Source organism: Streptomyces sp. DG2A-72, from assembly GCF_030499575.1.
GTDB lineage: Bacteria > Actinomycetota > Actinomycetes > Streptomycetales > Streptomycetaceae > Streptomyces.
In genome coordinates, this window is the sequence record NZ_JASTLC010000001.1 from 3,927,254 (window position 1) to 3,943,444 (window position 16,191).

Annotated in this window: 12 protein-coding genes and 1 other RNA gene; 7 read left to right on the plus strand and 6 right to left on the minus strand. The window is 68.7% G+C overall.

Features of this window, described 5'->3' with window-relative positions; all coding sequences use genetic code 11:
* Positions 1–17 precede the first annotated feature (17 nt).
* Positions 18–974, minus strand: coding sequence for a LysR family transcriptional regulator (locus QQY66_RS18550; RefSeq protein ID WP_301981469.1), 957 nt, complete (start codon positions 972–974; stop codon positions 18–20).
* 83 nt (positions 975–1,057) lie between these two features.
* Between QQY66_RS18550 and QQY66_RS18555 the strand changes: the two genes are divergently transcribed.
* The 7 genes from QQY66_RS18555 (at position 1,058) to QQY66_RS18585 (ending at position 11,760) form a co-directional block, all read left to right on the plus strand.
* Positions 1,058–2,305, plus strand: a complete 1,248-nt coding sequence (locus QQY66_RS18555) for an MFS transporter (RefSeq protein WP_301981470.1) — start codon at positions 1,058–1,060, stop codon at positions 2,303–2,305.
* 174 nt (positions 2,306–2,479) lie between these two features.
* Positions 2,480–3,775 (plus strand): ABC transporter substrate-binding protein, encoded by a 1,296-nt coding sequence (locus tag QQY66_RS18560; protein ID WP_301981471.1) that lies wholly within the window; start codon positions 2,480–2,482, stop codon positions 3,773–3,775.
* Positions 3,772–4,722: a carbohydrate ABC transporter permease gene (locus QQY66_RS18565; RefSeq protein WP_301981472.1), complete on the plus strand. Its 951-nt coding sequence runs from the start codon at positions 3,772–3,774 to the stop codon at positions 4,720–4,722. The genes QQY66_RS18560 and QQY66_RS18565 overlap by 4 nt, the downstream gene beginning before the upstream one ends.
* Entirely contained in the window at positions 4,719–5,543 is an 825-nt protein-coding gene (locus QQY66_RS18570; RefSeq protein WP_301981473.1) for a carbohydrate ABC transporter permease, read from the plus strand. Before QQY66_RS18565 ends, QQY66_RS18570 begins: the two co-directional genes overlap by 4 nt.
* 11 nt (positions 5,544–5,554) lie before the next feature.
* Entirely contained in the window at positions 5,555–7,804 is a 2,250-nt protein-coding gene (yicI, locus tag QQY66_RS18575; protein WP_301981474.1) for an alpha-xylosidase, read from the plus strand.
* The gene (locus QQY66_RS18580) at positions 7,804–8,814 is read left to right on the plus strand and encodes a LacI family DNA-binding transcriptional regulator (RefSeq protein WP_301981475.1); all 1,011 of its coding nucleotides are present in this window, start codon (positions 7,804–7,806) and stop codon (positions 8,812–8,814) included. Before yicI ends, QQY66_RS18580 begins: the two co-directional genes overlap by 1 nt.
* Before the next feature lie 39 nt (positions 8,815–8,853).
* Entirely contained in the window at positions 8,854–11,760 is a 2,907-nt protein-coding gene (locus tag QQY66_RS18585; protein ID WP_301981476.1) for a glycoside hydrolase family 3 protein, read from the plus strand.
* 24 nt (positions 11,761–11,784) lie between these two features.
* Here QQY66_RS18585 and dacB read toward each other — a convergent pair whose 3' ends face one another.
* The 5 genes from dacB to QQY66_RS18610 form a co-directional block, all read right to left on the minus strand.
* Positions 11,785–13,371 carry a D-alanyl-D-alanine carboxypeptidase/D-alanyl-D-alanine-endopeptidase gene (dacB, locus tag QQY66_RS18590; protein WP_301981477.1) on the minus strand — a complete coding sequence of 529 codons (1,587 nt, stop codon included), beginning with the start codon at positions 13,369–13,371 and terminating at the stop codon, positions 11,785–11,787.
* Between the two features lie 59 nt (positions 13,372–13,430).
* Positions 13,431–13,772 carry a PHB depolymerase family esterase gene (locus QQY66_RS18595; RefSeq protein ID WP_301981478.1) on the minus strand — a complete coding sequence of 114 codons (342 nt, stop codon included), beginning with the start codon at positions 13,770–13,772 and terminating at the stop codon, positions 13,431–13,433.
* A gap of 131 nt (positions 13,773–13,903) precedes the next feature.
* Positions 13,904–14,291, minus strand: a transfer-messenger RNA (tmRNA) gene (ssrA, locus tag QQY66_RS18600).
* A 104-nt stretch (positions 14,292–14,395) separates the two neighbouring features.
* Positions 14,396–14,941: an SsrA-binding protein SmpB gene (smpB, locus tag QQY66_RS18605; protein WP_301987379.1), complete on the minus strand. Its 546-nt coding sequence runs from the start codon at positions 14,939–14,941 to the stop codon at positions 14,396–14,398.
* 58 nt (positions 14,942–14,999) lie between these two features.
* Complete coding sequence (locus QQY66_RS18610; protein WP_301981479.1) at positions 15,000–16,169, minus strand: S41 family peptidase; 1,170 nt, start codon at positions 16,167–16,169, stop codon at positions 15,000–15,002.
* Positions 16,170–16,191 lie beyond the last annotated feature (22 nt).

Consider the following 16,191-nt stretch of genomic DNA (forward strand, 5'->3'; position numbering starts at 1 on the left):
CTTGTCGTAACCGAATGTCATATGTGGACATTTATCAGTGCTATGTCGATCGCCGGAAGCCACCCTCTGGCAGGATTTTGCAACCATCCGTCCGCTGCGGAGAGTTCGGCCGCGGCCCGCCGAAGCGCGTCAAATCCGGGGTGCACCAGCCCCTTCCGCCACACCAGTGACACGAGTGACAGCGGGACGGGGTCGACGAGGGGCCGCACCACCGTCGAAGGCATGGCCGGAAAATCCACCACGGCAAGGATCGGGTTACGCATCTTGGCCATGATCCGCTGGAACTCCTCGTCACCCACCGCGAGCGGAGCGGGCGCGGCAACCTCGATGCCGCGCCCCTCGAAAAGCCGGTGGGCCAGATCGGTCCACTCCGGCGTACGTGGATTTCCGGCGCCCGCGTACACCGTCTCGCCCGCAAGCGCTTCGAGTGGCACTGCCTCATATTCGGCCAGCCGGTGGCCCTCGGGCAGGACGACCGCCATCGGCTCGTACCGCACCGGCTGGTGGTCCAACTGGGCCCGCAGCGCCGGGTCCAGCCCCGCGTACCGCCCGAACGACGCATCCAGCCGCCCCGCGATCAACTCCCCCGCCGCACCGGTCAACCCGCTCTCGAAGCGGGCCATCAGCTCATGCTCGGGGGCGAGTTCACGTGCCCTGTGCAGCACCCGGCGACCGGTGACGAGACCCGGCGAGTTCAGGTCCACCAGCAGCGGCCTGGCCTGCCCGAACGCCGCCAGCAGCGCCTCCTGCGCCGCCAGCACCCGACGCGCGTACGGCACCAGCCGCTCACCCTCGGCCGTGAGCGTCACCTGGCGCGTGGTCCGTACGAACAGTTCGACGCCCAACTCCCGCTCCAGCCGCCGTACATCACGACTGAGCGCCTGCTGGGCGACATAGAGCCGGGACGCGGCGCGGGTGAAGTGCAGTTCTTCGGCAACGGTGACGAAAGCACGCAGCAAGCGGGGATCAGGCATGACGGGAACTTACAACGCAGATGCGTGAATCGGCCCGCAGAAGGTGTTGGACCCCTTGATCACCTACGGGCGACGGTTGCTCCATGCCCAGCCGTTACCGCAGTTCCATGTCCGGCCCCTACCGCCACCTCTTCACCCTCCCCGGCACCCGAGCCTTCACGATCGGGAATCTCATCGCCCGGCTTCCCATGGGCATGTTCAGCGTGAGCGCGATCCTGATGATCGCCGGTTCGCGTGGTTCGTACGCCCTCGCCGGCGCCGTCACCGCCACGGGCCTCGCGGCGACCGCCGTGACCGCCCCCTGGATCGCCCGGCTCGTCGACCGGCACGGACAGGCCCGGGTCGCCGTACCCGCCACCACCCTCGCCGCGCTGGGCAGCCTCGCGCTGCTGCTGTGCGTGCGCCACGACACCCCGGACTGGACCCTGTTCGCCGCGTACGCCGCGACCGCCACCACCCCCAACCTCGGCGGCATGTCCCGCGCCCGCTGGGCCCACCTGCTCAAGGGCGACACCGCCGCCCTGCACACCGCGAACTCCTTCGAGCAGGCCGCGGACGAGCTGTGCTTCATGCTGGGCCCGGCCCTCGCGGCCTTCCTCTGCGGCACGTTCTTCCCGGAGGCGGGCACGCTGACCGGCGCCGTACTCCTGCTCACCGGCATGCTGCTGTTCGCCGCGCAACGCGCCACCGAGCCGCCGATACAGCCGCCGATACAGCGGCGGAAACCGGCGAAAGCCCCCCTCCGCACCCCCGGCATGCCCCCGCTCCTCGCCGCATGTCTCGCCCTGGGCGCGGTCTTCGGCTCGATGGAGGTCGTCACGCTCGCGTTCGCGGAGGCACAGGGCCACAAGTCGGCGGCGGGCGCGATCCTCGGCCTCCAGGCGGCCGGTTCCTGCGCGGCGGGCCTGCTGTACGGCGCGATGAAGCCGACCGGACCGGCGGAACGCCGCTACCCGTACTGCACGGCTGCCATGACCGCCCTCATGACCCTCCCGCTCCTCGCCGCGGCCCTCACCGGCTCGCTCCTCGTCCTGGCCGGCGCCCTGCTCGTCGCCGGTATGGCCACGGCGCCGACCATGGTCACCAACATGACCCTGATCCAGCAGCGCACGCCGGCCGACCGCCTCAACGAGGGCATGACGCTCGCGGTGACCGCGCTGCTCGGCGGTATCGCGTGCGGCAGCGCGCTGGGCGGCTGGACGACGGAACATCTGTCGGCGACGGCCGGCTTCTGGATACCCGTGACGGCCGCCGCGGCGGCATTGATGATCACGCTCTCCAGAGCGCGCCCGGGAACACTCCGCCGAACCAATTCGCGTCCAGCCCATTGACGCCTTCACAGCCCCCACATACCTTCAGCCGTCGAAGCGCTTCGACGTCACGCATCGAATCGATTCGACGACCGCTGTCGTTCGACGACCGTCGCATGATCTCCAAGATCCATCAAAACACAACAAAATCCAACAAGATTCATCGAGATTCATCCGGCTCCCTGGAGGCACGGGATGTTGACAACACGAAAGCGTGTGGTGGCGACGGCGGTGATGCTCGCCGGGTCACTGCTCCTGACCTCCTGCGGAGACTCCGACAGCGGGTCCTCAGGAGACGGCAAGACACTCAAGCTGTGGCACTACGAGGCCCCGAACAGCGCGATGGGACTGGCCTGGAACGAGGCGATCAAGGAGTTCAAGGCCAAGCATCCGGGCGTGAAGGTGGAGTTCGAGGAGAAGGGCTTCGAGCAGATCCAGAAGACCGCCCCGATGGTCCTCAACTCCTCCGACGCACCCGACGTCATGGAGTACAACAAGGGCAACGCGACGGCGGGCCTGCTGTCCAAGCAGGGCCTGCTCACCGACCTGTCCGCAGAGGTCACGAAGCGCGGCTGGGACAAGAAGCTCAGCGCGAGCGTCCGCACCACCAGCGTGTACGACGCGAACGGCGTCATGGGCTCCGGCAAGTGGTACGGCGTGCCCAACTACGCCGAGTACACGATGGTCTTCTACAACAAGGACCTCTTCGCCAAGTACAAGATCCCCGAGCCGAAGACGTTCGACGAACTGACCGCCGCGATGGACACGTTCGTCAAGAACAAGGTCACCCCGCTCGCCAACGGCGGCGCCGAGTACATCGCCCAGCAGTACCTCTACCAGCTGGCCCTGTCGAAGGCCAACCGCGCCTGGGTGGACTCGTACGAGCTGTACAAGGGCAAGACCGACTTCCACGACGCGGCCTGGACGTATGCCGCCGACACCTTCGCCGACTGGGTGAAGAAGGGGTACATCGGCAAGACGTCCAGCAATGTGAAGGCCGAGGAGACGGGTGTCTCCTTCATCCAGGGCAAGGCGCCGATCCTGTTCTCCGGCAGCTGGTGGTACGGCCGTTTCGTGGACGAGGCGAAGTTCGACTGGGGCACCTTCCTGTGGCCCGAGTCCAACCTCACGCTCGGCTCCGGCGGCAACCTGTGGGTGGTCCCCAAGGGCGCCAAGAACAAGGAACTCGCCTACGACTTCATCGACATCACCATGTCGGAGAAGATCCAGAACCTGCTCGGCAACAAGGGCGGCGTCCCGGTCGCGGCCGACACGAGCGCCATCACCGACCCGAAGTCCAAGACCCTCATCGACAACTTCAACACCCTCTCCCAGCGCGACGGCCTGGCCTTCTACCCCGACTGGCCGGTCCCCGGTTTCTACGACGTCCTCGTCTCCGAGACCCAGAAGCTGATCACCGGCAGCGAGCAGCCGGACGGCTATCTCGACGCCCTGCAGGAGGCATACGACAAGGGCGTGCCGAAGCAATGACGGTGACCGTCGAACGGGGGGTGACCAGCAAACAGCCCCACGCCGGTCACCCGCGCCGCCCCCGAGACTCGTACGCTCTCTTCCTGCTGCCCGGCGTCCTCGCCTTCCTGGTCGTGATCATCGTCCCGTTCCTGATGAACACGGGCGTGAGCTTCACCGACTGGCAGGGCGTGGGCTCCCCGGAGTGGTCCGGGCTGGCCAACTACCGGGAGCTGCTGGACGATTCCGAGTTCTGGGCGTCGTTCCGGCACAGCCTGTTCATGGTCGTCGCCATGGCGGCCGTACCGACGGCGGTCGGACTGGTCCTGGCCGCCGCGCTGTTCGACTACGTCGGCAAGCACTTCGGCTCCAAGACGGTCGCCGTCCTGCGCGCCTGCTTCTACCTCCCGCAGGTGCTGCCGATCGCGGTGGCGGGCATCGTCTGGAGCTGGATCCTCGCCCCGGACAACGGCTCCCTCAACGAACTGCTCAAGGCGATCGGCCTGTCGAGCTGGCAGCAGGACTGGCTCGGCGATCCCGACATCGCGCTCTACAGCGTGATGGGCGTGATGGTCTGGGTCCAGCTCGGCTTCCCGCTGGTCATCTTCATGGCGGGCCTCCAGCGCGTCGACCCGCAGCTGCACGAGGCGGCCGAGCTGGACGGCGCCGGCTGGTGGCGCCGCTTCTGGCACATCACGCTGCCGCAGATCCGCCCCGAGATCTACGTCGTCCTGACCTGGTGCACGATCGCCGCGCTCAAGGTCTTCGGCGCGGTGTACGTCCTGACGAAGGGCGGACCGGGCGGCGCCACCAACGTCCCGTCCTACTTCTCGTTCACCACGTTCTTCGAGAAGACGCAGGTCGGCTATGGCGCCGCGATCTCCACGGTCCTGACGGTGATGATCCTGCTGCTGTCGCTGATCGGCCTGAAGCTCCAGACCCGCGCGGAGGAAAGGGAGGGATCATGACCAGCGCCCTGCGTCGCTACCCGGTGCTGATCGCCCTGTGCATCGCCGCCCTCTTCATGATCGTGCCGTTTCTCATCGTCACGCTCAACGCGTTCAAGTCACCCGCCGAGTACTCCCAGAACGGCCCGCTGAGCCTCCCCGACGGCCTCTACCTGGACGGCCTGAAGGACTTCTGGGAACGGGTCGACTACACCCAGAAGCTCGTCAACTCCCTCCTCATCAGCGGCGGGGTGGCGATCTTCGCGGTGATCCTGTCGATCCTCAACGCGTATGCGATCGGCATCGGCCGTATCAAGGGCCGCACCTGGGTGCTGGCCTTCTTCGTCCTCGCGAACATGCTGCCGCAGGAGGCGCTGGTCTACCCGATCTACTACCTGAGCAAGGAGGCGGGGCTCTACGACACCCGGCTCAGCGTGATCATCGTGTTCACGGTGATCCAGGCGGCGTTCGGCACGTATCTCCTCTCCTCCGTCCTGGGCCAGTTCCCCCGCGAGATCATCGAGGCCGCCCGGATCGACGGCGCGAACAAGTGGCAGATCCTGTGGCGGATCGTCGTCCCCGTCAGCCGTCCCACCATCGGCGTGCTGCTGGTGTTCTTCTTCATCTGGACCTGGAACGAGTTCCTGCTCCCCCTGGTCATGCTGATCTCCAACGACAACCAGACGGTGTCGGTGGCCCTCGGCGTCCTCCAGGGCCAGCGTCTGATGGACGCCACGATGACCAATGCCGCCGCCCTCCTCGGCGTGCTCCCCGCCCTCGTCTTCTTCCTCGTCTTCCAGCGAACGCTCACCCGCGGCATCGCCGTGGGAGCCGTGAAGTAAGGGACCCCCACGTGAAGTTCACCGACGGCTACTGGCTGCTCCGCGAAGGTGTCACCGCGGCCCACCCGGTCGAGGTGCTCGACGTCACCGCGACGGACGGCGCGCTGGAGATCCACGCGCCGACCAAGCCCATCCGGCACCGCGGCGACCTGCTGAAGGGACCGGTCGTGACGATCAGCGCCCACACGCCGATGCCCGACGTCATCGGCCTCACCTTCACCCACTTCGAGGGCGAGCAGCCGCGCGGCCCTCAATTCGACCTCACCAAGGAGGAGACCGCCGCCCACACGGAGTACGACGAGGAGAACGCGACCCTCACCTCTGGCGCGCTGTCGGTCCGGGTGGCCCGCACCGGCCCCTGGCACGTCGACTTCCTCGCCCACGGCCGCACCCTCACCTCCAGCGGCCCCAAGGGCATGGGCATCATGCGGGACGGGGAGGGCGCGCACTACCTGCGGGAACAGCTGAACCTCAAGGTCGGCACCTCTGTCTACGGCCTCGGCGAGCGCTTCGGCCCGCTCGTCAAGAACGGCCAGGTCGTCGACATCTGGAACGCCGACGGGGGCACGGCGACCGAACAGGCCTACAAGAACGCCCCGTTCTATCTGACGGACGCGGGCTACGGCGTCTTCGTCGACCACCCGGGCAAGGTCTCCTTCGAGGTGGGCTCGGAGACCGTGTCGAGGGTCCAATTCAGCGCTGAGACACAGCAGTTGACGTACTACGTCATCTACGGCCCCTCCCCCAAGGACATCCTCCGCAAGTACACGGCCCTCACCGGCCGCCCTGCCCTCCCGCCCGCCTGGTCGTTCGGCCTGTGGCTGTCGACGTCCTTCACGACGTCGTACGACGAGGAAACGGTGACGTCGTTCATCGAGGGCATGCGGGAGCGCGAACTTCCGCTCTCCGTCTTCCACTTCGACTGCTTCTGGATGCGCGAATTCAACTGGTGCGACTTCCAGTGGGATCCGCGGGTCTTCCCGGATCCGCAGGGCATGCTGTCCCGGCTGCATGCGAGAGGACTGCGCGTCAGCGTCTGGATCAACCCGTACATCGCCCAGCGCTCCCCGCTGTTCGCGGAGGGCAAGGCGCTCGGGCATCTGCTGAAGCGGCCGGACGGCAGCGTGTGGCAGTGGGACCTGTGGCAGCCCGGCATGGCCCTGGTCGACTTCACCTCCCCCGCCGCCCGCGACTGGTACGCGGCCAAGCTGGAGGCGCTGCTCGCGCAGGGCGTGGACTGCTTCAAGACGGACTTCGGTGAGCGGGTACCGGTGGACGTGGCCTGGTCCGACGGCTCCGACCCGGAGCGGATGCACAACTACTACACGTACCTCTACAACCGCACGGTCTTCGACGTCCTGCGCAAGCACAGGGGCGAGGAAGAGGCGGTCGTCTTCGCCCGGTCGGCGACGGCGGGCAGCCAGAAGTTCCCCGTGCACTGGGGCGGCGACTGCGAGGCGACGTACGAGTCGATGGCCGAGTCACTGCGCGGCGGGCTCTCGCTGGGGCTCTCCGGCTTCGGGTTCTGGAGCCATGACATCGGCGGCTTCGAGGGCACGCCGACGCCTTCGCTGTTCAAGCGGTGGCTGGCGTTCGGGCTGCTGTCGTCGCACAGCCGGCTGCACGGCAGCTCGTCCTATCGGGTTCCGTGGTTGTTCGACGAGGAGTCGGTGGACGTGCTGCGGCACTTCACCCGGCTGAAGCTCAGCCTGATGCCGTATTTGTACGAGGCCGCCCGCACCGCCCAGGCCGAGGGGACGCCGGTCATGCGGGCCATGGTGCTGGAGTTCCCGGACGATCCCGGGTGTGCGCATCTGGAGCGGCAGTACATGCTCGGGCCGGATCTGCTGGTGGCGCCGGTCTTCGACGATGAGGGACATGTGACCTACTACTGTCCCGAGGGCACCTGGACCCACTTCGTCAGCGGACAGACGGTCACCGGCCCGCGCTGGGTGCGCGAGAAGCACGGCTTCATGAGCGTGCCGCTGCTGGTCAGGCCCGGTGCGGTGATCCCGGTGGGCGCGGTGGCCGACCGGCCCGACTACGACCACGCCGACGGAGTGACGCTGCGGGCGTACGGGCTGGAGCGGGGCGCCCAAGTGACGGTGCGGGTCGGGGAGGTGGCCTTCACCGTCGTACGCGAAGGGGACACGCTGCGGGCGTCGTGCAGTGATCCTTCGGCGCCGTGGGGGCTGGCCGCGGGCGAGCGGGTGGTGCGGGCGCCGGCCGGGACCGGCTTCCTGACGGTGGAGCTGGGCTGATGGTGAAGATCACTGATGTGGCCCGGCACGCCGGGGTCTCCCCCAGCACCGTCTCCTACGCGCTCAGCGGCAAGCGCCCGATCTCCGAGGAGACCCGGCAGCGCGTCGAGGCGTCCATCCGCGAGCTGGGCTACCGGCCGCACGCGGGCGCCCGGGCGCTGGCCAGCAGTCGCTCGAACGTGCTGGCACTGGTGGTCCCTTTACGGGCCGGCATCCACGTCCCGGTGGTGATGCAGTTCGCGGTGTCGGTGGTGACGACGGCACGGCGGTACGACCATGACGTGCTGCTGCTGACGCAGGAGGAGGGCGAGGAGGGGCTCAGCAGGGTCGCCGACACGGCACTCGTCGACGCGCTCGTGGTCATGGACGTCCAGCTCGACGACCCCCGGCTGCCGCTGCTGCGCTCACTGGAACGGCCGTCGGTGATGATCGGGTTCCCGGCCGAGGCGGACGGCCTGACCTGCATCGACCTCGATTTCAAGGCGGCCGGCGAGGCATGCGTGGAGCATCTGGCGCGGCTCGGGCACCGGGTGGTGGCGCTGATCGGGTCGCCGCCGGAGGTGTACGTCCGCCAGACCGCGTTCGCCCAGCGCGTGGTCCAGGGCTTCACCGCCGCCGCCGACCGGGGCCGGCTCTCCTCCTCGGTCCACCCGTGCGAGGCCACGCCCGCCGCCGCCCGCGCGGTCGCCGAGCAACTGCTGCGGGAGCAGCCCGCGTTGACCGGGGTCGTCGTCCACAACGAGGCGATCCTGGAGCCGCTGATCGACGCCTTCGGCCGGCTCGGCCTGCGCGTCCCCGCCGACCTGTCCGTCACCGCCATCTGCCCCGACGAACTCGCCGACTCGCTCCGCATCCCGGTCACCTCGGTCGCCCTGCCCTCCGCCGAGGTGGGCGCCCGGGCCGTGGAGCTGCTGATGAACAAACTCGGCGGCAAGACGGTGCCCGAGGCCACGCTGCTGCCGCCCCGGATGACGGAACGCGCGAGCACGGCGCCGCGAAACGCGCCCTGAACCCCGTATGTGCAAGGCCCTACCTGAAGGAGCCGTGTCATGAGAGGCAAGAGAAGACGCAGAACCACGCTCGTGGTGGCGCTGGCCCTGGTCGCAGGGCTCGGCGCCACCGTCCCCGCCCACGCCGAAGACCCGGCCTACCCCTTCCGCAACCCCGCCCTGCCCGTCGAGAAGCGCGTCGACGACCTGCTCGGCAGACTCACCCTGGCGGAGAAGATCTCCCTCCTCCACCAGTACCAGCCCGCCATCCCCCGCCTCGGCATCCAGCCCTTCCGCACCGGCACCGAGGCCCTGCACGGCGTCGCCTGGCTCGGCGAGACCACCGTCTTCCCGCAGGCCATCGGACTGGCCTCGACCTGGGACCCCGCCCTGATGGAACAGGTCGGGTCGGCGGTCGGCGACGAGGCACGCGGCTTCCAGCAGGAACGCCCGGCCGGCTGGGGCCTCAACCTCTGGGCACCCGTGGTCAACCTCCTCCGCGACCCGCGCTGGGGCCGCAACGAGGAGGGCTACAGCGAGGACCCCGAACTGACGGGCGCCCTGTCGACGGCGTACGGCGAGGGCCTGACGGGCGGCGACCCCGACCACCTCAAGACGGCGCCGACGCTCAAGCACTACCTCGCGAACAACAACGAGTGGAACCGCACGACCACCTCCTCCGACCTGCGTCCACGCGTAGCGAAGGAGTACGACGAGGCCGCCTTCAAACCGGCGATCGAGGCGAACGCGGCAACGGGCGTGATGTCCTCGTACAACCTGGTCAACGGCCGCCCCGCCACGGTGAATCCGGACCTGAACGATGTCGTACGGAAGTGGACCTCGTACGACCTCCTGAACGTCACCGACGCCTTCGCGCCCGGCAACGTCCCCGGCAGCCAGAAGTACTACCCGACCCTGGCCGAGGGCGACGCGGCGACCCTCAAGGCCGGCAACGACAGCTTCACGGACAACGACACGAACTCGGGGGTGACGATCGCGGCGATCAACTCGGCCTTGGACCAAGGTCTGTTGGAGGAGTCGGACGTCGACGAGGCCGCGTCCCACATCCTGTCCGTGCGGGTCCGGCTCGGCGAGTTCGACCCGGGCGGCGGCAAGTACGGCTCCATCGACAAGTCGGTGATCAACAGCCCGGCCCACCAGAGGCTGGCGCGCAAGGCGGCGACAGAAGGGGCGGTGCTGCTGAAGAATGACGCGGCTCTGCCCCTGAAGAAGTCCGAGAAGGACGTCGCCGTCGTCGGCCCGCTCGCCGACACGCTGTACACCGACTGGTATTCCGGCACCCTTCCCTATGCGGTCACGCCTGCCGAGGGCATCGCCGCGAAGCTTTCCAACGATGTGACCAGCAGCGAGGGCGTCGACCGCATCGCGCTCAAGAACGCGGCGACGGGGAAGTACATAACAGCGGGCGCGGACGCGGACGGCGAGCCGCTGAAGGAGGCCGAAGCCCCGGGTACGGCCGGACAGTTCGACGTCTTCGACTGGGGCGGCGGCGTGGTGACCCTGCGCTCCGCGTCCAACGGCAAGTACGTCGGCTACAACTGGGCGAACTTCGTCAACGACCAGGTGCAGCCGAACGGTTGGTACGTGCAGCAGCAGTTCAAGCTGGAGGAGCAGACGGACGGCACGTACCTGCTCCGCTACGCCGGCTACGAGACCGAGGAGTCCTGGTGGACCAACCCGGTCTACCTCGGGCCGACCGGTGAGGACGGCACGCTGGGCCTGGTGGCGAAGGACGCCGCCGCGCACTACACGAAGGACGTCGTCCGCAGCGGCGTCGACGAGGCCGTGGCCGCGGTGAAGGGCAAGGACACGGCCGTGGTGGTGATCGGCTCCAACCCGTCGATCAACGGCCGCGAGGCCCACGACCGCACGGACATGGGCCTCGCCCCGGCTCAGGAAGCCCTGGTCAGGGCGGTTCACCGGGCCAACCCGAACACGGTCGTGGTCGTCGAGAACAGCTACCCGACCACCCTCGGTGCCTTGCAGCAGGAGGTCCCGGCCGTCCTGTGGACCTCCCACGCGGGACAGGAGACCGGCAACGCGCTCGCCGACCTCCTTTACGGCGACGCGAACCCGTCGGGCCGCCTCACCCAGACCTGGTACCGCTCCGAGGCGGACCTCCCGTCGATCCTCGACTACGACATCATCAAGTCCGACCGCACCTACCAGTACTTCAAGGGACAGGCCCTCTACCCCTTCGGCCACGGCCTCTCCTACACGACCTTCCGCTACGGCGCCCTGAAGAAGACCGACGGCGGCTATGCGCTGACCGTCACCAACACCGGCCGCCGCACCGGCGACGAGGTCGTCCAGCTCTACGTCCACCAGCGCGCCTCCCGCGACAAGCAGCCGCTGAAGCAGCTGAAGGCGTTCCAGCGGGTGTCGCTGAAGCCCGGCGAGACGAAGACGGTCAAGCTGAAGGTGACGCCCAAGGACCTCGCGCACTGGGACGTCACCCGCTCCAAGTGGGTGGTGGAGAAGGGCACGTACGACGTCCTGGCCGGCGCCTCCTCCACTGACATCCGCGCCCGTACGACGTGGCAGGTGGCCGGGGAGACCATCCCGGCGCGTGATCTGTCCCGTACGACCCGCGCCGAGAACTTCGACGACTACGACGGCACGCGTCTCGTCGACGAGTCGAAGGCGCGCGGTACGGCGGTGGGCGCGGCGGCCGACCGGGCGTGGCTGAAGTTCGGCGACGCCCAACTGAGGTCGGGCGCCACCAAGTTCACCGCACACGTGTCGGGTGCGGCAGGCACGGTCGAGGTCAGGCTCGGCTCCCCGACCGGCACACTCGTCGGTACGGCGGTGACGGACGGGACGCCTTCGCCGTACGACTACGAGACGGTGACCGCCCATCTCTCCCGCGCGGCGAAGGGCCGTACGGACGTGTATCTCGTGCTGAAGGGAGAGGGCCTGCGCCTGGCGACGTTCAGTCTGCGCTGACGGGCACCCGGCGCAGGCCCGGCCTCAGCAGAGGGCGGGCTTGCGCCACGCGCACTCGACGTCGGTGCCCCGGGTCGCCTTCGGCTGGACCGCCGTGGCAGCCTCTTCCGTCGACTTCGCGAGCGTGACCACGATGGCGTCCTCCAACGGCTTCACGGAGGACGCCAGATAATTGTTGAGGACGATGCTGAAGACCAGCTCGCGTCCACCGGCGTCCGTGACATACCCGGACAGGGCCGAGGCCCCCGTCAACGACCCTGTCTTGGCCCGGGCGTTGAGTGCGGCGGCCGTACCGCACATCCGTGAGCGCAGGGTGCCGCCGACGAACCGGTCGGGGTCGCAGGCGACCGGCAGGGAGCGCAGCCAGTCGGCGTACCAGGGCTCGGCACGTACGGCGAGGAGGAGCTCGGCGAGCTGTGCCGCCGGAAAGTTGTCCATCCGCGACAGCCCCGACCCGTCGACCTGGCGGACCTTGCCGGTGTCGACGCCGATGCCCTTGAGATACCCGCTGACGGCGGCCAGCCCGGCACTCCAGCTCCCCTGCTTCGACACCTCGTATCCCATGGCCTTGGTGAGGATCTCGGCGTGCATGTTGTTGGAGAGCTTCATGAACGGGATGAGCAGGTCCTTGAGGGCCATGGAGTCGTGCGAGGCCAACTCGTCGGCTTTTGCTGGGGTTTGACGCCCCAGCCGAGTGGGCCCGGCGACCTTGACCCCGTGATCCGCGAGCGCGTCCCGGAAGACGGCGGCGGCGTATCCGGTGGGCTCCCACACGGTGGCCCACTCCTTGGCACCGGCGCCGCCCACGGGTGTCGTACCGCTGACGACGATGTCGTTGGTCCCGTGCTCCCGCTCGACGGTCAGGTCGTTCGAGCCCCCGGCGGCGACGGTGGTGGCACGCACGTCGATGTCGACATAGTCCGTGTCGGGCGTGACGGCGACGACGGGCTCGTCCCCCGCCTTCGCACCCGGCTGCACCGTCACGATCACGGTCCCGGTGTCGTAGTCGGTGTCCGGTGCCACGCTCAGCGCGCTGATCTGCGCGGAGTAGTACGAGGACTCGTCGTCGGCGGCCCAGGAACGCCCGAGCCGCTGGGCGTCGAACCGGGTGTCGTCGGCGATCAGCCGTCCGTCGACGCGGGTGACACCGGCCGCGGCGACCTGGGCGGCGAGCCGGTCGTAGTCGGCGGCGAGCAGGGTCGGGTCGCCGGTGCCGCGCAGATACAGGTCGCCGCGGAGCACGGACCCGGACCGCCGTCCGGCCGCCAGGACATCCGTGGTGAACCGGTACTCGGGGCCGAGGATCTCCATCGCGGCGGCCGAGGTGGGCAGCTTGGTGTTGGAGGCCGGCATCAGCCGCGTGCTGGGCAGATGCTGGTACAGCAGCTCACCGCTCACGGCATCGGCGACCACGACACTCGCCACCCCGCCCTCCATCCGGGCGTCGCCCAGGATGGTGTCGACTGCCTCCGGCAGACCGGTACGGTCGGAATCCGCACCGGCCTGCGCGCCGGGCCCCAGGACTGCGGCGAGCGCCGCCACCAGGGCCCAGATCCATACGCTTCTACGGGAGTTGAGACGTCTCCCGGACCATCTCACGGGTGTGCTCATGCCAAGGGAGCATCCCGGATACCGGAGCCGGGCAACAGACCGCCTCAGCCACCGAGCCCTCAGGCCCGCCCCATCCGATACGCGGCGCACAGGTCGACGTCGAGGATGTCCGTGACCCATGCGGTGATGCTGTAGGTCTCGACGGCGGTGTTCCCGCTCGTGTCCCGGAAGACCTGGTGCGGATATCCGGCGACGGCGGTGTACCCGGGGCGGGCGGCGCGTACGCGGTCGCCCCACCGGCTCGGGGTCTGGGTGGCGCCGACGTACATGCAGACGTACGGCGATCCGGCCGCCTGCGCGCAGCCGTACGGCAGCCCGGCGACGATCCCGCCCGCCGCGAGCTTCTCCGGGTACGCCGCCATCATCACGGCGGGCAGCCCGTCAGGGACGTACCGGAACATCCTCAGCGCACCCGGATTCGACCCGAACCCGGCGGGACGGTAGAACCGCGAACCACCGGCCGATATGTCGCCGGACAACACAACGAGGGCCCGGCGGATATGTGACCGCCGGGCCCTCGTGTACATGGGAATCGTGGAGATGGCGGGAATCGAACCCGCGTCCAACGGTGCAGAATCAGGGCTTCTCCGTGTGCAGTTCGCTGCGATTTTCTCGGCCCCGGCGATCACGCGAACAAGTCGCCGACGGGCCCAGTCACTGTTTGATTTCCCATCGAACCCCGTGACCGGGCTCGATGGTTTAGTTCCCTAGATTATGCCAGGATCCGGGCCGGGAACACTCCCGGGCTGACACCCTTTATGGGCCTTCACTCACTGCTTATTAGGCAGCGAGGGCGAAGGCGCGGGAATCGCTCTTGGTATTGGCGATTATTGGTTGCGACATATGGTTTACGAGATCATTGCCGCTTCCTCGACACGCTTCCCCTGCTTCGACAGCCGCTGTCGAAACCGATCATCCCCATGTTGATTTTTCAAGCCGGATCTTTCGACCCATGCGCCCTCTGTGGGGTGCAGATGCCATCGTACGTGACCAACGCACGTCGATGCCACCGTATTCCCGCCCGTCAGGCGCTGCGCTGCCGCCGCTTCGCCGCCGCGATCGCCCGCTCCGACTCCCGCCGGTCCTGCTTCTCCCGCAGGGTCTGGCGCTTGTCGTACTCCTTCTTGCCTCGCGCGAGGGCGATCTCGGCCTTCGCCCGGCCGTCCTTGAAGTACAGGGCGAGGGGCACGATGGTGTGACCCGTCTCCTGGGACTTCGCCTCCAGCTTGTCGATCTCCTCGCGGTGCAGGAGGAGCTTGCGCTTGCGGCGCGCGGAGTGGTTGGTCCAGCTGCCCTGGTGATACTCGGGGATGTGGGCGTTGTGCAGCCACGCCTCGCCCTGGTCGATCTGGACGAAGCCGTCGGTCAGCGACGTCCGCCCCTCACGCAGCGACTTGACCTCGGTCCCCATGAGGACGAGACCGGCCTCATAGGTGTCGATGATCGCGTAGTCGTGCCGGGCCTTCTTGTTCTGGGCGACGATCTTGCGCTTGCCGCCCTTCTCGCCGTCCCTGGCCTTCGCGGCGGCAGCACCGCCCTGCTTGGGCTGGGACTCCTTGGGTACGTACATTCCCTTGCTCATAGTGCTGGCCATTTTCGCACTACAGGGGGGTCCGAGGGAAAGGCGATTACGAATCGTCCCCGAGCCCGCTCAACACCGTCTCCGCCTGCTTCAGCGCCCCGGCGTCGGCCTCGAGGTCGGGCGTGAGGCCCTTGCCGTCGACGCCGCGGCCGGACGGCGTGCGGTAGTGCCCGACGGTCAGCTCGGCGACGGAGCCGTCGGGCAGCCGGGTGGGCATCTGCACGGACCCCTTGCCGAAGGTGCGGGAGCCCACGACGACCGCGCGACCGCGGTCCTGCAGGGCGCCGGTAAGCAGCTCGGCCGCGCTCATCGTGCCGCCGTCGACGAGCGCGACCAGGGGTCTGGTGGTGTCGCCGCCGGCCTCGGCGTGCAGGGCGTGCTGGGTGCCGTCGACGTCGTACGTGGCGACGAGGCCGCCGTCGAGGAAGGCGGAGGCGGCGGTGACGGCCTCGGTGACCAGTCCGCCGGAGTTGCCGCGCAGGTCGAGGACGATCCCGGCGCCGGCGGGGGCCCGCCGTACGGCGTCGCGGACCACGTCGCCCGAGCCCTTGGTGAACGCGTCGATGGTGATGACGGTGACACGGCCGGCGAGATTCCGGACGGTGACCGAGTCCGTGGACAGACGGGCCCGGCGCAGAGTGAGGCTCCACGCGTGCGTGCCGCGTTCCAGGCCGAGCCGGACGGTCGTACCGGCGGCGGCGTCGGTCGCGTCACCGCGCAGTAAGGAGACGACCTCGGTGACGGGCCGCCCCTCGACGCGCGCGCCGTCGACGGTGCGCAGCCGGTCGCCGGCGCGGATCCCGGCGGTGGCCGCCGGCGACCCGGAGCTCACCTTGGTCACCTCGATACGGCCGTCCCGCTCGCCGCGCGTCCACAGCCCGACGCCGGTGTACTCGCCGTCGAGGGACTCCTCGAACTCCTCGTACTCACCCTGGGAGTAGACGGCGTCCCAGCGGTTGCCGCTGCGGCTCACCGCACGTTCGGCGGCCTCCATCGGGGACTTGCCGGAGGCCATCGCCTCGGCGGCGGCCTCCGTGACCTCCTCGGGCCGGGCGGCGGAGGCGGTCGAACGGGGCGTGCCCGGCGTGGTCTTCCGGTCAGGTCCGGGCAGGGAGCCGGTCGCGGCACCGGCGACCAGCACACTCGCGAACACCAATGTCAGGGCGGCCCCGCGGCCGAAGCGGCGGGGCTGACAGAACAGGTCACGGCCTGACATGCCGGTGAGTCTAGGACAACGC